Origin of the sequence: Kocuria palustris, from assembly GCF_016907795.1 — a bacterium.
Taxonomy (GTDB): domain Bacteria; phylum Actinomycetota; class Actinomycetes; order Actinomycetales; family Micrococcaceae; genus Kocuria; species Kocuria palustris.
In genome coordinates, this window is sequence record NZ_JAFBCR010000001.1 from 1,023,297 (window position 1) to 1,040,931 (window position 17,635).

Genomic DNA, 17,635 nt, shown 5'->3' on the forward strand with positions numbered 1-17,635 from the left:
TTCTCCTGATCTGGAGCGGATGGTGGATGGCTGCGCCGGGCCCGCTCTGCACGCCGACGTCAGCGCTTCAGCGCAGCAGGCCCTCGTAGTGGCGCTGCTGGAGCTGAGCGTCGATCTGCTTCACAGTATCCAGGCCCACGCCCACCATGATGAGCAGCGACGGACCGCCGAACGGGAAGTTCTGGTTGGCATCGAAGAGCACCAGGGCCACCAGCGGGATCATCGAGATCACGCCGAGGTACAGCGCGCCGGGCAGCGTGATGCGGCTGATGACGTACTGCAGGTACTTCTCCGTGGGCCGCCCGGCGCGGATGCCCGGGATGAAGCCGCCGTAGCGCTTCATGTTCCCGGCGACCTCCTCCGGGTTGAAGGTGATCGAGACGTAGAAGTACGTGAAGAACACGATCAGCAGGAAATACGTGACCATGTAGACCGGGTGGTCGCCGGACGCCAGGTAGGTGTTGATCCAGTTGATCCACCCCGGCATGGGCGAGCCGTCCGTGGGCGCCGCGAACTGGGTCACGAGCCCGGGGAGCATCAGCATGGACGAGGCGAAGATGATCGGGATGACGCCGGCCATGTTGACCTTGAGCGGGATGTACGTGGTCGAGCCGCCGATCGTGCGGCGGCCGATCATCCGCTTGGCGTACTGCACCGGCACGCGGCGCTGCGACTGCTCCACGAAGACCACGCAGATGATCACCACGAGGCCCACCAGGCAGACGAGCCCGAAGACCAGCGCGCCCTGCGTGTTGAAGATCTGGCCCAGGGCCGACGGGAACGACGCCGCGATCGAGGTGAAGATCAGCAGCGACATCCCGTTGCCCACGCCGTGCTCCGTGATCCGCTCGCCGAGCCACATGATCACGGTCGTGCCGGCGGTCAGCGCGATGATGATGATCGCGATGGTCAGCACCGAGTCGTTCGGGATGATCGGCAGCGGGCAGTCGCCCAGCAGCTGGCCCGACCGGGCCAGGGAGACGATCGTGGTCGCGTTCAGCAGCGCCAGCCCGATGGTGAGGTAGCGCGTGTACTGCGTGAGCTTGGCCTGGCCCTGCGGACCCTCCTCATGCAGCTCCTGGAAGCGCGGGATGACCACTCGCAGCAGCTGGACGATGATGCTCGCCGTGATGTAGGGCATCACGCCCAGGGCGAAGATGGACACCTGCAGCAGGGCTCCGCCGCTGAAGAGGTTGACCAGGTCGTAGACGCCGCCGCTGGCATTGCCCAGGGCCAGGCACTGCTGGACGTTGCCGTAGTCCACACCGGGAGCCGGGACAAAGGTGCCCAGGCGGTAGATCACGATGATCCCGATGGTGAACAGCAGCTTGTTCCGCAGCTCGGGAGTCTTGAACGCCCGTCCGAAAGCGCTGAGCAATCGACTCTCCTCTGGTCGTGGGGGCAGACCGTCGGCCGGTCTTCCGTCATCCGGCGAACGCCCTGGGACGGGCGGGGGTCGGCATGGGGCTGTGATGGCCCGTGCAAGTCTAACCATCGTGTCCAGCATCAGCGCATCGGGCCCGGGAGCGCCTCCTCACATCCGAAGGCGGCCCTCCGCCTGCGCAGATGGCAGAAGGGCCCGTCCCCCGTGCGGGAGACAGGCCCTTCTGGTCGCGATCCGGTGGCGGACTCGGGGCGGATCCTCGGGGATCGCCTAGCCCGCCGCCAGGATCACAGAGCGGTGGTCGAACCGCCCGCGGCGGAGATCTTCTCAGCGGCCGACTTGGAGAACTTGTGCGCCGTGACGTTCACGGCCACAGAGATCTCGCCGTCGCCCAGCACCTTGACCGGCTGGTTCTTGCGAACCGCGCCCTTGGCCACGAGCTGGTCGACGTCCACCGTGCCGCCCTGGGGGAACAGCTCCCCCAGGCGGTCCAGGTTCACGACCTGGTACTCGACGCGGAACGGGTTGGTGAAGCCGCGCAGCTTCGGCAGGCGCATGTGCAGCGCGAGCTGCCCGCCTGCGAAGCCCGGACGCACCTGGTAGCGGGCCTTGGTGCCCTTGGTGCCGCGGCCTGCGGTCTTGCCCTTCGACGCCTCACCGCGGCCCACGCGCTGGCGGGCCTTCTTGGCGCCCGGAGCCGGACGCAGGTGATGGATCTTCAGGGCGCTCGAGGTCGTGCCGTCCACGGACACGACGCTGTCGGTGTTCTGCTCAGCCATGATCAGGCCTCCTCAACCTGCACGAGGTGGGCGGCGGTGTTGACCATGCCGACCGTCACCTCATCCGCCTTGCGGACGACCACGTTGCCGGGGCGCTTGAGGCCCAGGGAACGCAGGGTGTCGCGCATGTTCTGCTTCTGGCCGACCACGGAACGGGTCTGGGTGATCCGGATGTCCCGGCCGTCAGCCTTGATTCGCTTCGGAGTGGTCATCACGCACCTGCCTTCTGCTGGATGCCGCGCAGGGGCGCCGGGATGGCGTCCTCCATCGACAGGCCGCGACGAGCAGCCACAGCAGCGGGCTCCTCGAGCATGCGCAGCGCCTCGATGGTCGCGTGCACGATGTTGATCTGGTTCGACGAGCCCAGCGACTTCGACAGGACGTCGTGGATGCCGGCGCACTCGAGCACGGCGCGCACCGGACCGCCGGCGATCACGCCGGTACCCGGAGTGGCCGGACGCAGCATGACGACGCCTGCGGCGGCCTCGCCCTGCACGCGGTGCGGGATGGTGCGGTCCTCGATGCGCGGGACGCGGAAGAAGTTCTTCTTCGCCTCCTCGACGCCCTTCTGGATCGCCGCGGGGACCTCCTTGGCCTTGCCGTAGCCGACGCCGACCATGCCCTCGCCATCGCCCACCACGACGAGTGCGGTGAAGCTGAAGCGACGGCCGCCCTTGACGACCTTGGACACGCGGTTGATGGTCACGACGCGCTCGAGGAACTTGTCCTTCTCCTCGTCGCGACCTCCGCGGCCGCCACGGCCGCCACGGCCGCCACGGTCGTTGCCGCCGCGTCCGCCACGATCGTTGCGACCGCCGCGGTCATTGCCGCCGCGCCCGCCGCGATCGCCGCCGCTACCCTGGTTGGACTGCTCTGCACCGGTGGACTCGGTCTGAGTCTCGGTGGTGGTGTTCTCGGTGTTCTGCTCGCTCACAGTGCCAGACCTCCCTCACGGGCGCCGTCAGCGACGGCTGCCACACGACCGTGGTACTTGTTGCCCCCGCGGTCGAACACGACGGCCTCGATGCCGGCTGCCTTCGCGCGCTCGGCGACGAGCTCGCCCACGCGCTTGGCCTTCTCCGACTTGTCCGACTCCGCGGCGCGGAGCTCGGCTTCCATGGTGGATGCGGACGCGAGCGTCACACCGGCCTTGTCGTCGATGACCTGGACGAACATGTGCCGGCTGGAGCGGTTCACGACCAGGCGCGGACGCTCGGCGGTTCCCGAGACGTGCTTGCGGACGCGAAGGTGACGGCGGTTGCGCGCCGCGGACTTCGACTTGCCCCTCTTCAACTTGAGAGCCATGGTCACTTACCTGCCTTTCCGGCCTTGCGACGGATCTGCTCGCCCGCGTAGCGAACGCCCTTGCCCTTGTAGGGCTCCGGGGCGCGCAGGGCGCGGATCTTGGCGGCCACATAGCCGACCTGCTGCTTGTCGGTGCCCTTCACGAACACCTTGTTCGCGCCCTCGACGGCGAACTCGATGCCCTCGGGAGCCTCGAACTGGACCGGGTGCGAGTAGCCGAGGGCGAACTCGAGGTCCTTGCCCCTCGGCGTGACGCGGTAGCCCGTGCCGACGATCTCGAGGCCCTTCGAGTAGCCGTCGGTGACACCGACGATCATGTTGTTGATGAGAGTGCGGGTCAGCCCGTGCAGGGACCGCGACTCGCGCTCGTCATCGGGTCGCGACACCGTGATCACACCGTCCTCCAGGACGGCGGTGATCGGCGCTGCGATCTGGTGCTGGTGCTCCCCCTTAGGTCCCTTCACGGTGACCAGGGAGCCATCGATCTTCACCTCGACGCCGCTGGGCACAGAGATGGGGAGACGTCCGATACGTGACATGTTCTCTTCCTTCCTTCCTCTGCTAGCGGGTCACCAGACGTAGGCGACGACTTCGCCGCCCACGCCCTTCTTCGCGGCCTGACGATCGGTCAGCAGGCCGGAAGAGGTGGAGATGATCGCGATGCCCATGCCGCCCAGGACTCGGGGCAGGTTGGTGGACTTCGCGTAGACGCGAAGGCCAGGCTTGGAGATGCGGCGCACACCCGCGATGGAGCGCTCGCGCTGCGGGCCGAACTTGAGGTTCAGGACCAGGGTCTTGCCGACGCGAGCCGGCTCCTCGGTCCAGTCCTCGATGTAGCCCTCGGCCTTGAGGATCTCCGCCAGGCGGGCCTTCAGCTTCGAGTACGGCATGGCCACGGTGTCGTGGTAGGCCGAGTTGGCATTGCGCAGACGGGTCAGCATGTCTGCGACAGGATCTGTCATTGTCATGGTGGGCTCTAGCCCTTCCTCGTCATGGTTTCCCGCCCGGGGGCGGGACCTGCGACGTAGTGGTTCAGTTGGTCTTGAAGGGGAAGCCGAGCGCCTTGAGCAGTGCGCGGCCCTCATCATCGGAGGTGGCGGTCGTGACCACGGTGATGTCCATGCCGCGGACGCGGTCGATCTTGTCCTGATCGATCTCGTGGAACATCGCCTGCTCGGTCAGGCCGAACGTGTAGTTGCCGTTGCCGTCGAACTGACGGTCCGACAGACCGCGGAAGTCGCGGATACGGGGCAGAGCCAGGGTCACGAGGCGATCCAGGAACTCCCACATGCGCTCGCCGCGCAGCGTGGTGTGGCAGCCGATCGGCATGCCCTCACGCAGCTTGAACTGAGCGATGGACTTCCGGGCGCGGTTGATGACCGGCTTCTGGCCGGTGATCGCGGTGAGGTCGCGCACGGCGCCGTCGATGAGCTTGGAGTCCTTGGCGGCATCTCCGACGCCCATGTTGACGACGACCTTGGTGATGCGCGGCATCTGCATGACGTTCTTGTAGCCGAACTGCTCCTGCAGCGCCGGCGCGACGACCTCGTCGTACTTGGTCTTGAAGCGCGGGGCGGTGGTGGTCTCAGTCATCACAGATCCTTGCCGGTGGTCTTGGAGACGCGGACGCGCACGGTCTTCGTCCGGCCGTTGCGCTCCACCGTCTCGGTGCGGTAGCCGACCTTGGTCGGCTTGTTGGTCTCGGGATCGACCAGGGCGACGTTCGAGATGTGGATCGGGGCCTCGACCTTCTCGATCCCGCCGGACTCACCCTGCATGGTCGGGCGCTTGTGACGGGTCATCACATTGACGCCCTCCACGACCACACGCTCGGTCTCGGTGATGACACGCAGGACCTTGCCCTGCTTGCCCTTGTTTTCCTTCTTGCCGGTGATGACCTGGACCAGGTCGCCGGTCTTGATCTTGAACTTGGGCATCAGAGCACCTCCGGTGCCAGGGAGACGATCTTCATGAACTTCTTGTCGCGCAGCTCGCGCCCGACCGGGCCGAAGATGCGCGTGCCGCGCGGATCGCCGCCCTCGGACTTGAGGATGACGGCCGCGTTCTCGTCGAAGCGGATGTACGAGCCGTCCGAGCGGCGACGCGACTTGCGCGTGCGCACGATGACGGCCTTGACGACATCGCCGCGCTTGACGTTGCCGCCGGGGATGGCGTCCTTCACGGTGGCGACGATGGTGTCGCCGATGCCTGCGTAGCGTCGACCAGAGCCGCCGAGGACACGGATGGTGAGAATCTCCTTCGCACCCGTGTTGTCGGCGACCTTGAGTCGCGACTCCTGCTGAATCACTGTTGCTCTCCTGTCGTCACGCTGGTTCTCGCACCCTTCGAGAGCAGGGGCGGGCCTTGCGGAACAGTTCGTCGGATGGATCCCCCTCCACCGGCTCCGCGCGAGGCGCTCCCGGCAGGGGCTCCGCCGCACCGTGCCAGAAGCATCTGGACTCGTGGTCTTGCCGGTGTGCCCGAAGGCGCGCCGAAGCCGCGAGCATTATGCGCTGGCACGGAAGGCAGAGGGTCGGGGCATAGAGATGCCCACACAAGGGCGAAACTCTAGCACATGAGGCACCCGCCCGACAGGCCGTGATCCGCGCCAGGACGCGGATCACGGCTTGAGCCGCATCACGTCCTGGCGGGCAGGCCCGGCCGGCGGGGACGGCGAAGCGCCCCTCCCCCGCGCGAGCGGTGAAGGGGCGCTAGCCCTGCGGTGCCCCGCATGCGGCGGGGCACCGTGAGGCTCCCGCAGCGCGGGAGCCTCAGATCACTTGGCCTTCTCGACGATCTCCACGATGCGCCAGTTCTTCTGAGCCGACAGCGGGCGGGTCTCGGCGATGCGGACGAGATCGCCCACGCCGCACTCGTTGGCCTCGTCGTGGGCCTTGACCTTCTGCGTGCGGCGGATCACCTTGCCGTAGAGGGCATGGGTGACGTTGTCCTGCAGCTGCACGACGACGGTCTTGTCCATCTTGTCCGAGACGACGTAGCCGCGGCGGGTCTTGCGATCCCCGCGCTGGTCGGTCTCAGCGGTCTTCTGAGGCTGCTCGGTCACTTGGCACCATCCTTCGAGGTCTCGGCTGCGCCGCGGATGCCCAGCTCGCGCTCACGCAGCACCGTGTAGATGCGCGCGATGTCGCGCTTGACGGCCTTCAGACGGCCATTGCTCTCGAGCTGACCCGTGGCCGACTGGAAGCGCAGGTTGAACAGCTCCTCCTTGGCCTTCTTCAGCTCGGACTGGAGAGCGGCGTCGTCGAGCTCGACGAGCTTCTCCATGTTCAGATCCTTGGATCCAACGGCCATTGATCATTCACCGCCTTCGCGACGCACGATGCGCGCCTTCATCGGGAGCTTGTGGATGGCCAGGCGAAGGGCCTCGCGGGCCACCTCGTCGGACACGCCGCCCAGCTCGAACATCACGCGACCCGGCTTGACGTTGGCGACCCACCACTCGGGCGAGCCCTTGCCGGAGCCCATGCGGGTCTCAGCGGGGCGCTTGGTCAGCGGACGGTCCGGGAAGATGTTGATCCAGACCTTGCCACCGCGCTTGATGTGGCGGGTCATGGCGATACGAGCCGCCTCGATCTGCCGGTTGGTGACGTAGGCCGGGGTCAGTGCCTGGACGCCCCAGTCTCCGAAGGAGACCGTGGTGCCGCCGGTCGCAGTGCCACCGCGCTTGGGGTGGTGCTGCTTGCGGTGCTTCACACGACGGGGGATGAGCATCAGTTACCACCCTCTGCATTCGCTGCGGGGGCGTCGCCGGAGCGCTCTCCACGACGTCCACCGCGATCATTGCGGTCAGTGCGCTCGGGACGGCGACGGCGATCGCCGGCGCCTCCGCCGCGACGGTCTCCGCCGCGGCCGCGGGACTGGGCTGCCGCCTCCTGAGCTGCGAGCTCCTTGGAGGTCAGGTCGCCCTTGTAGATCCAGACCTTCACGCCGATGCGGCCGAAGGTGGTCTTGGCCTCGAAGAAGCCGTAGTCGATGTTCGCGCGGAGCGTGTGCAGGGGCACGCGGCCCTCGCGGTAGAACTCCGAGCGGGACATCTCGGCGCCGCCCAGACGGCCGGCGCACTGGATGCGGATGCCCTTCGCGCCGGCGCGCTGCGCCGACTGGATGGACTTCTTCATGGCGCGGCGGAAGGCCACGCGCGAGGCGAGCTGCTCGGCGACGCCCTGGGCGACCAGCTGCGCATCGATCTCGGGGTTCTTGACCTCGAGGATGTTCAGCTGGATCTGCTTGCCCGTGAGCTTCTCGAGCTCGCCGCGGATGCGATCGGCCTCGGCGCCGCGGCGGCCGATGACGATGCCCGGACGCGCCGTGTGGATGTCCACGCGGACGCGGTCACGGGTGCGCTCGATATCGACCTTCGAGATGCCGGCGCGCTCCATGCCGGTGTCCATGAGCTTGCGGATCATGATGTCCTCGCGGACATAGTCCTTGTACTGCTGGCCCGCCTTGTTGGAATCGGTGAACCAGTGCGAGACGTGGTCCGTGGTGATTCCCAGACGGAAGCCGTTGGGATTGATCTTCTGTCCCACTTAGCGGACCTCCTCGTTCTCCGGGGTCGCCACGACCAGGGTGATGTGGCTCGTGCGCTTGTTGATGCGGAACGCGCGGCCCTGGGCTCGCGGACGGAACCGCTTCATCGTCGGACCCTCGTCCACGAAGGCCTCGCTCACGACGAGCTCCTCCTCGCGGAACGGCAGTCCCTTCTGATCGGCGGTCTGTCGCGCATTGGCGACCGCCGAGGACAGGACCTTGAACACCGGCTCGGAAGCGCCCTGCTGGGCGAACTTCAGAATCGCCAGAGCCTCGTGCGCCTGCTGGCCACGGATCAGGTTGACGACGCGCCGGGCCTTCATCGGCGTCACGCGAACGTAGCGCGCGGATGCCTTGGCTTCCATTGCTTTCCTCTTCTCGTCTTATCGGGAAGTCAAACGCTGCGACCTGAGAAGGTCAGCGGCGCTTGCCCTTCCTGTCGTCCTTCACGTGGCCGCGGTAGGTGCGCGTGGGCGCGAACTCGCCGAGCTTGTGACCGACCATGGACTCGGTGACGAACACCGGGATGTGCTTGCGTCCGTCGTGCACCGCGATGGTGTGGCCGAGCATGTCCGGCACGATCATCGAGCGACGGGACCACGTCTTGATGACGTTCTTGGTGCCCTTCTCGTTCTCCTTGGCCACCTTGAGATACAGGTGCTGGTCGACGAAGGGGCCCTTCTTCAGGCTGCGTGGCATGGTTCAGGCTCCTCAGCGCTTGTTCTTGCCGGTGCGACGGCGACGGACGATGAGCTTGTCGCTCTCCTTGTTGGGGCGACGGGTGCGACCCTCGGGCTTGCCGTTCGGGTTGACCGGGTGACGGCCGCCGGAGGTCTTGCCCTCGCCACCGCCGTGCGGGTGGTCCACCGGGTTCATGACGACGCCGCGCACGGTCGGGCGGATGCCCTTCCAGCGGTTGCGGCCGGCCTTGCCCCAGTTGATGTTCGACTGCTCGGCATTGCCGACCTCGCCGACGGTCGCGCGGCAGCGGACGTCGACGTTGCGGATCTCGCCGGAGGGCAGACGGAGCTGTCCGTACTTGCCCTCCTTGGCGACCAGCTGCACCGAGGCGCCGGCCGAGCGGGCCAGCTTGGCGCCGCCGCCCGGACGCAGCTCCACAGCGTGCAGCGTGGTGCCGACCGGGATGTTGCGCAGCGGCAGGTTGTTGCCGGGCTTGATGTCGGCCGCCGGACCGGACTCGACGATGCTGCCCTGAGTCAGGCGCTTGGGCGCCAGGATGTAGCGCTTGGTGCCGTCCACGTAGTGCAGCAGCGCGATGCGCGCGGTGCGGTTCGGGTCGTACTCGATGTGCGCGACCTTGGCGTCCACGCCGTCCTTGTCATGGCGACGGAAGTCGATGACGCGGTACTGGCGCTTGTGCCCGCCGCCCTTGTGGCGCGTGGTGATGCGACCCAGGTTGTTGCGTCCGCCCTTCTTGGGCAGCGGGCGCAGCAGGGACTTCTCCGGGGTCGAGCGCGTGATCTCTGCGAAGTCCGCGACGGACGAGCCGCGGCGGCCCGGCGTCGTGGGCTTGTGAATGCGAATAGCCATGTTCTAGTTCCTCGTTGACTCTGTTCCCGGGCCTCAGCCCTGGGAACCGCCGAAGATGTCGATGGTGCCCTCGGACAGCGTCACCACAGCACGCTTGGTGCTGTTGCGCTGCCCCCAGCCGAAGCGCGTGCGCTTCCGCTTGCCGGCACGGTTGATCGTGTTCACGGAGGCCACCTTGACGTCGAAGATGGACTCGACGGCCTGGCGGATCTCGATCTTGTTCGCATCCGGGGTCACCTGGAAGATGTACTGGCCCTGATCCATCAGGGAGTACGACTTCTCGGAGAGCACCGGAGCGACGATGACGTCGCGGGGGTCCTTGTAGGTCACGCTCACTTGGCGTCCTCCTGCTTCTTGCCGGCCGTGGCGGCCTCGACGAATGCGTCGTACGCATCCTTGGTGAAGACCACGTCGTCGCTGACCAGCACGTCGTAGGTGTTCAGCTGATCCGCGTAGATGCTGTGCACGTTCTGCAGGTTGCGCACCGACAGAGCGGCGACGTCATCCTGGCGCGAGAGCACCACGAGCGCGTGCCTGCGCGAGGTCAGACCCGCCAGCGCGGCCTTGGCGGCTGCGGTGGACGGGGTCGTGCCCTCGACGAGGGTCGACACCACGTGGATGCGGCCGTGACGGGCACGGTCCGACAGGGCACCGCGCAGGGCGGCGGCCTTCATCTTCTTGGGCGTGCGCTGCGAGTAGTCGCGCGGCACCGGGCCGTGCACGATGCCGCCGCCGGTCATCTGGGGCTCGCGGATGGAGCCCTGACGGGCGCGGCCCGTGCCCTTCTGCTTGAAGGGCTTGCGGCCGGCGCCGGAAACCTCGGCGCGGGTCTTGGTCTTGTGGGTGCCCTGACGGGCGGCCGCGAGCTGCGCCACGACGACCTGGTGCATCAGCGGCACCGAGGACTTGGCGTCGAAGATCTCAGCGGGGAGGTCCACGTTGATGGTCTCAGTTGCCATGAGTATCAGGCTCCCTTCACGGAGGTGCGGACGAGGACGACCGAACCCTTGGCGCCCGGCAGGGCGCCCTTGATGAGCAGCAGGGAGTTCTCGGCATCCACACCGTGCACCTTGAGGTTCGTGGTGGTGTGGCGCTCGTTGCCCATGCGGCCGGCCATGCGCATGCCCTTGAAGACGCGCGCTGCGTAGGACGCATTGCCGATCGAGCCCGGCTTGCGGTGGTTCTTGTGGGCACCGTGGGAGGCGGAGACGCCGGCGAAGCCGTGGCGCTTCATGACACCTGCGGTGCCCTTGCCCTTGGTGGTGCCGACGACGTCGACGCGCGCGCCGGCCTCGAAGATCTCCACGGAGAGCTCCTGGCCCAGGGAGTACTCGGCGGCATCGGACGTGCGCAGCTCGACCAGGTGGCGGCGCGGGGTCACGCCGGCCTTCTCGAAGTGACCGGCCAGGGGCTTGGTCACCTTGCGCGGGTCGATCTGGCCGTAGCCGATCTGGACGGCGGAGTAGCCGTCGTTCTCCGGGGTCCGCAGCTGGGTCACAACGTTGGTGTCAGCCCGGACCACGGTGACGGGAACCAGGTTCCCGTTCTCGTCCCAGACCTGGGTCATGCCGAGCTTGGTGCCCAGGATGCCCTTCATCTGGCGTTCGTAAGTCGTAGTCATTGCGTCTGCGGTCCTTATCAGAGCTTGATTTCGATGTTCACATCGGCCGGCAGGTCGAGTCGCATGAGCGAGTCGACCGCCTTCGGCGTGGGATCGACGATGTCGATCAGGCGCTTGTGCGTGCGCATCTCGAAGTGCTCACGGCTGTCCTTGTACTTGTGCGGCGACCGGATCACGGTGTACACGTTCTTCTCGGTCGGCAGCGGCACCGGACCGACGACGGTTGCGCCGGCACGGGTCACCGTCTCGACGATCTTGCGGGCCGAGACGTCGATGACCTCGTGGTCATAGGACTTCAGCCGGATGCGGATTTTCTGTCCCGCCATGGCGTCGTGACTCTCTTTCTTCAAGTACTTCCCTGTGACGGAGCCGAGGCTCCTTATGCGTGGCGCTGCCTTCAGCGCCGCTCCGCACGGGCTGAATCCGACGTCGTCGGGTTCCTCAGCCTGCCGGAGCACCGTCCCCCGGGGTCGGGCGTGTCGTCTATTCGCTCTGCGCAGACGACAGCATCGATCCCGGATCGCGGGAGGGTCGTTCAGAGGGGTTCGCTGCGGCACACGCCTCGCCAGGAGGCCGGACCCTGCATCGTTCGGTGCGCTGCGAGCAGCGCCGATGCGCGAACAACGCCGTCCATCTTGCCACGATCCTCGGATGCCCCGCAACCCCGGGTGCGTCGATGTGGCTCAGCTCTCCCGCCGCGCGCAGCTCGAGCGACGGCCTGAGGCAGCGGAGCCCCACTGTCGGGTGGGCACGGCGAAGGGCCCCGCACCGACGGATCGGTGCGGGGCCCTTCGAGGCTTCCGGGACTCAGACTCGTGCGAGCCCGCGTCCGGGATCAGTCAGCCGATGATCACTTGGTGATCTTGGTGACCTTGCCGGAGCCCACGGTGCGGCCGCCCTCGCGGATGGCGAAGCCGAGGCCCTCCTCCATGGCGATCGGCTGGATGAGCTCGACCGACATCTCGGTGTTGTCGCCGGGCATGACCATCTCGGTGCCCTCGGGCAGGGAGATGACGCCGGTGACGTCGGTGGTGCGGAAGTAGAACTGCGGGCGGTAGTTCGTGTAGAAGGGGTTGTGACGCCCACCCTCATCCTTGGACAGGATGTACACGTTGGCCTCGAAGTCCGTGTGCGGGGTGATCGAGCCGGGCTTGCAGACGACCTGGCCGCGCTCGACGTCGTCGCGCTTCAGGCCGCGCAGCAGCAGGCCGCAGTTCTCGCCGGCCATGGCCTCGTCCATCTGCTTGTGGAACATCTCGATGCCGGTGACCGTGGTCTTCTGGATCGGGCGGATGCCGACGATCTCGACCTCGGAGTTGATCGGCAGGGTGCCGCGCTCGGCACGGCCGGTCACGACGGTGCCGCGGCCGGTGATCGTGAAGACGTCCTCGACGGGCATGAGGAAGGGCTTGTCGGTGTCGCGGACCGGGTCCGGGATGAACTCATCGACGTTGTCCATGAGCTCCTCGATCTTGGCAACCCACTCCGGGTCGCCCTCGAGGGCCTTCAGCGCCGAGACGCGCACGACGGGGGCGTTGTCGCCGTCGAACTCCTGGTCCGAGAGCAGCTCGCGGACCTCCATCTCGACGAGGTCCAGCAGCTCCTCGTCATCGACCATGTCCGACTTGTTCAGGGCGACCATCAGGGTCGGCACGCCGACCTGACGGGCGAGCAGGACGTGCTCGCGGGTCTGCGCCATGGGGCCGTCGGTGGCGGCGACCACGAGGATCGCGCCGTCCATCTGGGCCGCGCCGGTGATCATGTTCTTGACGTAGTCGGCGTGGCCGGGGGCGTCGACGTGCGCGTAGTGGCGCTTCTCGGTCTGGTACTCGATGTGCGAGATGTTGATCGTGATGCCGCGCTGGCGCTCCTCCGGAGCGGAGTCGATGCCGCCGAAGTCGCGGGCCTCGTTGAGGTCCGGGTACTTGTCGGCCAGGACCTTGGAGATCGCAGCGGTCAGCGTGGTCTTGCCGTGGTCGACGTGACCGATGGTGCCGATGTTGACGTGCGGCTTGCTGCGCTCGAACTTGGCCTTCGCCATGGTGGTTCCTCCTAGAGAATGATGCGAACTTGCTCGCCCTTGACGCGTGCAGAGGCGCTCAGCGGGCGGAATCCTCTGCAAGTGTAGTCGGGCTGGTTGGGGGTGAGAAATCGGTCGGTGCGGCGGGCCCGCCCGGCTCGGGGCCGGCTGCGGGCCCGCGATCGAGGCCGTGGGGCCGTCGGCGGCTCCTCACAAGGAAGCCGCCGACGGATCACTCGCCGCGGTTCTTCTGGATGATCTCCTCGGCGACGTTCTTCGGGACCTCCGTGTAGGAGTCGAAGGACATCGAGTACACCGCGCGGCCCTGCGTCTTGGAGCGCAGGTCGCCGATGTAGCCGAACATCTCGGACAGCGGAACGCTGGCCTTGACGAGCTTGATCCCGGAGACGTCCTCCATGGACTGGATCATGCCGCGGCGCGAGTTCAGGTCGCCGATGACATCGCCCATGTACTCCTCGGGCGTGCGGACCTCGACGGCCATGGTCGGCTCGAGCAGAACCGGGTTGGCGCGCTTGGCGCCCTCCTTGAAGACCATGGAGCCGGCGATCTTGAACGCCATCTCCGAGGAGTCGACGTCGTGGTAGGCGCCGTCGAGCAGCGTGGCCTTGACGCCCACGACCGGGTAGCCGGCCAGCACGCCGAGCTGCATGGCGTCCTGGATTCCGGCGTCCACCGACGGGATGTACTCGCGCGGGATGCGACCGCCGGTGACGGCGTTGTCGAACTCGTAGAGCTCCTCGGCCTCGAGGTCGATCGGCTCGAAGGAGACCTGCACCTTGGCGAACTGACCGGAGCCGCCGGTCTGCTTCTTGTGGGTGTAGTCGACCTTCTCGACGGACTTCCTGATGGTCTCGCGGTAGGCGACCTGGGGCTTGCCCACGTTCGCCTCGACGCGGAACTCGCGCTTCATGCGATCCACCAGGATGTCCAGGTGCAGCTCGCCCATGCCGCCGATCTCGGTCTGACCGGTCTCCTCGTTGAGGGAGACCGTGAAGGTCGGATCCTCAGCGGAGAGCTTCTGGATGGCGGTGGAGAGCTTCTCCTGGTCGCCCTTGGTCTTGGGCTCGATGGCCACGAAGATCACGGGAGCCGGGAAGGACATGGACTCCAGCACGATCGGGTTGGCCGCATCGCACAGGGTGTCACCCGTGGTGGTGTCCTTCAGGCCGATGATCGCGTAGATGTGACCGGCCTGGATCTCCTCGACCGGGTTCTCCTTGTTGGAGTGCATCTGGAACAGCTTGCCGATGCGCTCCTTCTTGGACTTGGTCGAGTTCAGGACCTGCTCGCCGGCCTTGGCCGTGCCCGAGTAGACGCGGGTGTAGGTCAGCTGGCCGTAGAACGGGTGCGCAGCGACCTTGAAGGCCAGAGCGGAGAACGGAGCGGTGCGATCGGCCGGACGGGTCATGACCTCGTCCTCGTCGCGCACCGAGTGGCCCTGGACGTCGTCGACGTCGAGCGGCGAGGGCAGGTAGTCCACGACGGCGTCGAGCATCGGCTGCACGCCGCGGTTCTTGAACGCGGAGCCGCAGAAGACCGGGTAGGCCTCCGAGGCGATGGTCAGCTTGCGGACGCCGGCCTTGATCTCATCGATCGTCAGCTCCTCGCCGCCGAGGTACTTCTCCATGAGCTCGTCATCGGCCTCGGCCACGTTCTCGACCAGCTCGGCGCGGTACTGCTCGGCGCGCTCCTGGAGATCCGCGGGGATCTCCTCGGTCTTGTACGAGGCGCCCAGGGAGACGTCTCCCTTGGAGTCGCCCTCCCAGACCAGGGCCTTCATGTGGACCAGGTCCACGACGCCCACGAAGTCGCTCTCCGAGCCGATCGGCAGCTGCATGACCAGCGGCTTGGCCTTGAGGCGGTTGATGATGGTGTCGACGGTGAAGTAGAAGTCCGCGCCCAGCTTGTCCATCTTGTTGACGAAGCAGATGCGGGGGACGTCGTACTTGTCCGCCTGGCGCCAGACGGTCTCCGACTGGGGCTCGACGCCCTCCTTGCCGTCGAAGACGGCGACGGCGCCGTCGAGGACGCGCAGGGAGCGCTCGACCTCGACCGTGAAGTCCACGTGGCCCGGGGTGTCGATGATGTTGATCTGGTTGTCGTCCCAGAAGCAGGTGGTGGCCGCGGAGGTGATCGTGATGCCACGCTCCTGCTCCTGAGCCATCCAGTCCATCGTGGACGCACCCTCATGGGTCTCACCGAGCTTGTGGTTGATGCCCGTGTAGAACAGGATGCGCTCGGTGGTGGTGGTCTTGCCGGCGTCGATGTGCGCCATGATGCCGATGTTGCGGACCTTCTTCAGGTCGGTAAGCACGTCTTGTGCCACGGTGAGTCCCTTCTGAGGTGTTCCCGGCGGTCTGCCGCCCCCGATGAGGGGCGGCAGAACGTGCCGATGCTACCAGCGGAGCCGGAATTACCAGCGGTAGTGGGCGAAGGCCTTGTTCGAATCGGCCATCTTGTGAGTGTCCTCGCGACGCTTCACAGCGGCACCCAGACCGTTCGAGGCGTCCAGGATCTCGTTCATCAGACGCTCGGTCATGGTGTTCTCGCGACGGGCCTTGGAGTAGCCGACGAGCCAGCGCAGGGCCAGTGCCTGTGAACGGCCCGCGCGGACCTCGATCGGCACCTGGTAGGTGGCGCCGCCGACGCGGCGGGAGCGGACCTCGAGGGCCGGCTTGATGTTCTCCAGGGCCTTCTTGAGCGTGGCGACCGGCTCCTCGCCGGACTTGCGCTCGACACCGGCCAGCGCGCCGTAGACGATGCGCTCGGCGGTGGACTTCTTGCCGTCCTGGAGGACCTTGTTGATCAGCTGCGTGACGACCGGGGATCCGTAGACCGGGTCGACGACGAGCGGGCGCTTGGGGGCGGGACCCTTACGAGGCATTACTTCTTCTCCTTCTTCACGCCGTAGCGGGAGCGGGCCTGGCCGCGGCCCTTGACGCCCTGGGTGTCGAGGGCGCCGCGCACGATGCGGTAGCGGACGCCGGGGAGGTCCTTCACTCGGCCGCCGCGCACGAGCACGATGGAGTGCTCCTGCAGGTTGTGGCCCTCACCGGGGATGTAGGCCGTGACCTCGACCCCGTTGTTCAGGCGCACGCGCGCGATCTTGCGCAGCGCGGAGTTCGGCTTCTTGGGCGTGGTCGTGTACACGCGGGTGCAGACGCCGCGCTTCATGGGGCTGCCCTGGAGGGCCGGCGCCTTGGTCTTCACGACCTTCGGGGTGCGGCCCTTGCGGACCAGCTGCTGGATAGTGGGCACATCGTCTCCTGATGGTGGCGCGCCGGTGCGGCGCGCGACGTTGGTGGATAGGCCTGCCATGGGCCGCTCGACGCGGACCCGCGGCCGATGCCTCGAGGGGTGCTGCAGGAGATCGACGATGCGATCGCTGCGGGCAGCAGGGGCGAGACCCTCGAGGCATGACAAAAAGTGGCATTCGGGCACACCCTGCGTGCCTGAGGACGGAGTCCATACCTGCCACTGGAAGCGACCACGGATGGTCGAGCCAATCCCGGACAGTGTATCAGACGCCTCCGCGCGCCGCGATGGCGGGGTCCTGGTGCCCACCCGCCCCGGACGCGGCCAGGTCCTGCTGGATGGCGCCTGCGCACTCGCGCAGCGCCGGGAGGATCGCACGCAGCGGATCCTCGTGCTCCTCCGTGACGCCCACGCGCATGGAGACGTTGACCGCGGCGATGATCTGCCCCCGGGCGTCCCGGATCGGCACGGCCACCGAGCGCAGCCCGGCTTCGAGCTCCTGGTCCACGTCCGCCCACCCGCTGCGGCGCACCTCGGCCAGGCGATGGCGCAGCCCGTCGAGGGTCGTGACGGTGCGACGGGCCGGCGGATGAGCCAGAGCAGCCTCGCAGCGAGCGCGGACCTGGTCGTCGGGAAGCTCGCTGAGCAGCACGCGGCCCATGGAGGTCGCATGCGCCGGGAAGCGCGTGCCCACCGAGATCGCGACATTCATGATGTGCCGGGCCTGGACCCGGGCCACGTAGGCGATCTCCGAGCCGTCCAATACGGCCACGGAGGTGGACTCCCCCACTGTCTCGGAGAGCCGGCGCAGGTGCGGGGCGGCGATCTCCGGCAGACTCAGCGCGGAGAGGTAGGCGTAGCCGAGCTCGAGGACCTTGGCGGTGAGCTCGAAGTCGCGGCCGTCGGTGCGCACGTAGCCCAGCTGCTCGAGCGTCAGCAGGAGCCTGCGCGCCGTCGCCCGGGACAGGCCCCTGCGCCGGGCGACCTCGGACAGCGTCATCCGGGGTCGCCCGGCGTCGAAGGCGGTGATCACGCCGAGGCCGCGGGCCAGCGACTGCACCGTGTCCGTGCCCGAGCGCGACGACGACCCGGCGGCGCGCTCGGACTCCCCCGACCCGTCGGCGGAATGCTCGACTGCCATCTGCGCT

Annotated in this window: 26 protein-coding genes; all 26 read right to left on the reverse strand. The window is 67.3% G+C overall.

Features of this window, described 5'->3' with window-relative positions:
• Positions 1-67: 67 nt before the first annotated feature.
• The 26 genes from secY to JOE55_RS04550 all read right to left on the reverse strand — a co-directional run bounded on the left by secY (position 68) and on the right by JOE55_RS04550 (position 17,628).
• Entirely contained in the window at positions 68-1,378 is a 1,311-nt protein-coding gene (gene secY / locus JOE55_RS04425) for a preprotein translocase subunit SecY (RefSeq protein WP_006213489.1), read from the reverse strand.
• A 293-nt stretch (positions 1,379-1,671) separates the two neighbouring features.
• Entirely contained in the window at positions 1,672-2,163 is a 492-nt protein-coding gene (gene rplO, locus JOE55_RS04430; RefSeq protein ID WP_006213490.1) for a 50S ribosomal protein L15, read from the reverse strand.
• A 2-nt stretch (positions 2,164-2,165) separates the two neighbouring features.
• Positions 2,166-2,375, reverse strand: a complete 210-nt coding sequence (rpmD, locus tag JOE55_RS04435) for a 50S ribosomal protein L30 (protein ID WP_024289934.1) — start codon at positions 2,373-2,375, stop codon at positions 2,166-2,168.
• Positions 2,375-3,097, reverse strand: coding sequence for a 30S ribosomal protein S5 (gene rpsE, locus JOE55_RS04440; protein ID WP_006213492.1), 723 nt, complete (start codon positions 3,095-3,097; stop codon positions 2,375-2,377). Before rpsE ends, rpmD begins: the two co-directional genes overlap by 1 nt.
• Positions 3,094-3,468, reverse strand: coding sequence for a 50S ribosomal protein L18 (gene rplR, locus JOE55_RS04445; RefSeq protein WP_024289933.1), 375 nt, complete (start codon positions 3,466-3,468; stop codon positions 3,094-3,096). The genes rpsE and rplR overlap by 4 nt, the downstream gene beginning before the upstream one ends.
• Positions 3,469-3,470: 2 nt before the next feature.
• The gene (gene rplF / locus JOE55_RS04450; RefSeq protein WP_024289932.1) at positions 3,471-4,007 is read right to left on the reverse strand and encodes a 50S ribosomal protein L6; all 537 of its coding nucleotides are present in this window, start codon (positions 4,005-4,007) and stop codon (positions 3,471-3,473) included.
• Between the two features lie 30 nt (positions 4,008-4,037).
• Positions 4,038-4,436, reverse strand: a complete 399-nt coding sequence (rpsH, locus tag JOE55_RS04455) for a 30S ribosomal protein S8 (protein ID WP_006213495.1) — start codon at positions 4,434-4,436, stop codon at positions 4,038-4,040.
• Between the two features lie 64 nt (positions 4,437-4,500).
• Positions 4,501-5,061: a 50S ribosomal protein L5 gene (gene rplE, locus JOE55_RS04460; RefSeq protein ID WP_006213496.1), complete on the reverse strand. Its 561-nt coding sequence runs from the start codon at positions 5,059-5,061 to the stop codon at positions 4,501-4,503.
• Positions 5,061-5,405: a 50S ribosomal protein L24 gene (gene rplX / locus JOE55_RS04465; protein ID WP_006213497.1), complete on the reverse strand. Its 345-nt coding sequence runs from the start codon at positions 5,403-5,405 to the stop codon at positions 5,061-5,063. The genes rplE and rplX overlap by 1 nt, the downstream gene beginning before the upstream one ends.
• The gene (gene rplN, locus JOE55_RS04470) at positions 5,405-5,776 is read right to left on the reverse strand and encodes a 50S ribosomal protein L14 (RefSeq protein WP_006213498.1); all 372 of its coding nucleotides are present in this window, start codon (positions 5,774-5,776) and stop codon (positions 5,405-5,407) included. Before rplN ends, rplX begins: the two co-directional genes overlap by 1 nt.
• A 468-nt stretch (positions 5,777-6,244) precedes the next feature.
• Complete coding sequence (rpsQ, locus tag JOE55_RS04475; protein ID WP_006213499.1) at positions 6,245-6,532, reverse strand: 30S ribosomal protein S17; 288 nt, start codon at positions 6,530-6,532, stop codon at positions 6,245-6,247.
• The gene (rpmC, locus tag JOE55_RS04480; RefSeq protein WP_006213500.1) at positions 6,529-6,753 is read right to left on the reverse strand and encodes a 50S ribosomal protein L29; all 225 of its coding nucleotides are present in this window, start codon (positions 6,751-6,753) and stop codon (positions 6,529-6,531) included. Before rpmC ends, rpsQ begins: the two co-directional genes overlap by 4 nt.
• 30 nt (positions 6,754-6,783) lie before the next feature.
• Positions 6,784-7,200 carry a 50S ribosomal protein L16 gene (gene rplP / locus JOE55_RS04485; protein WP_006213501.1) on the reverse strand — a complete coding sequence of 139 codons (417 nt, stop codon included), beginning with the start codon at positions 7,198-7,200 and terminating at the stop codon, positions 6,784-6,786.
• Positions 7,200-8,018, reverse strand: a complete 819-nt coding sequence (rpsC, locus tag JOE55_RS04490; RefSeq protein WP_024289930.1) for a 30S ribosomal protein S3 — start codon at positions 8,016-8,018, stop codon at positions 7,200-7,202. The genes rplP and rpsC overlap by 1 nt, the downstream gene beginning before the upstream one ends.
• The gene (rplV, locus tag JOE55_RS04495) at positions 8,019-8,384 is read right to left on the reverse strand and encodes a 50S ribosomal protein L22 (protein WP_006213503.1); all 366 of its coding nucleotides are present in this window, start codon (positions 8,382-8,384) and stop codon (positions 8,019-8,021) included.
• A 52-nt stretch (positions 8,385-8,436) separates the two neighbouring features.
• Positions 8,437-8,718 (reverse strand): 30S ribosomal protein S19, encoded by a 282-nt coding sequence (rpsS, locus tag JOE55_RS04500; RefSeq protein WP_006213504.1) that lies wholly within the window; start codon positions 8,716-8,718, stop codon positions 8,437-8,439.
• Positions 8,719-8,730: 12 nt separating this feature from the next.
• Positions 8,731-9,570 (reverse strand): 50S ribosomal protein L2, encoded by an 840-nt coding sequence (gene rplB, locus JOE55_RS04505; protein WP_006213505.1) that lies wholly within the window; start codon positions 9,568-9,570, stop codon positions 8,731-8,733.
• Positions 9,571-9,603: 33 nt separating this feature from the next.
• Entirely contained in the window at positions 9,604-9,906 is a 303-nt protein-coding gene (gene rplW, locus JOE55_RS04510; RefSeq protein ID WP_006213506.1) for a 50S ribosomal protein L23, read from the reverse strand.
• Positions 9,903-10,529 carry a 50S ribosomal protein L4 gene (rplD, locus tag JOE55_RS04515; protein ID WP_006213507.1) on the reverse strand — a complete coding sequence of 209 codons (627 nt, stop codon included), beginning with the start codon at positions 10,527-10,529 and terminating at the stop codon, positions 9,903-9,905. Before rplD ends, rplW begins: the two co-directional genes overlap by 4 nt.
• Positions 10,530-10,534: 5 nt before the next feature.
• On the reverse strand, positions 10,535-11,191 hold the full coding sequence (gene rplC, locus JOE55_RS04520) for a 50S ribosomal protein L3 (protein WP_024289929.1): 657 nt from the start codon (positions 11,189-11,191) through the stop codon (positions 10,535-10,537).
• 17 nt (positions 11,192-11,208) lie between these two features.
• Entirely contained in the window at positions 11,209-11,517 is a 309-nt protein-coding gene (rpsJ, locus tag JOE55_RS04525; RefSeq protein ID WP_006213509.1) for a 30S ribosomal protein S10, read from the reverse strand.
• 524 nt (positions 11,518-12,041) lie between these two features.
• A complete protein-coding gene (gene tuf, locus JOE55_RS04530) occupies positions 12,042-13,232 on the reverse strand; it encodes an elongation factor Tu (RefSeq protein ID WP_006213510.1) in 1,191 nt (396 codons plus the stop codon).
• A gap of 211 nt (positions 13,233-13,443) precedes the next feature.
• Positions 13,444-15,558, reverse strand: coding sequence for an elongation factor G (gene fusA / locus JOE55_RS04535; protein ID WP_024289928.1), 2,115 nt, complete (start codon positions 15,556-15,558; stop codon positions 13,444-13,446).
• A gap of 87 nt (positions 15,559-15,645) precedes the next feature.
• Entirely contained in the window at positions 15,646-16,116 is a 471-nt protein-coding gene (rpsG, locus tag JOE55_RS04540; RefSeq protein ID WP_006213512.1) for a 30S ribosomal protein S7, read from the reverse strand.
• Positions 16,116-16,490 carry a 30S ribosomal protein S12 gene (gene rpsL / locus JOE55_RS04545; protein WP_006213513.1) on the reverse strand — a complete coding sequence of 125 codons (375 nt, stop codon included), beginning with the start codon at positions 16,488-16,490 and terminating at the stop codon, positions 16,116-16,118. The genes rpsG and rpsL overlap by 1 nt, the downstream gene beginning before the upstream one ends.
• Before the next feature lie 262 nt (positions 16,491-16,752).
• Positions 16,753-17,628, reverse strand: coding sequence for an IclR family transcriptional regulator domain-containing protein (locus JOE55_RS04550; protein WP_204782144.1), 876 nt, complete (start codon positions 17,626-17,628; stop codon positions 16,753-16,755).
• Positions 17,629-17,635: the final 7 nt, after the last annotated feature.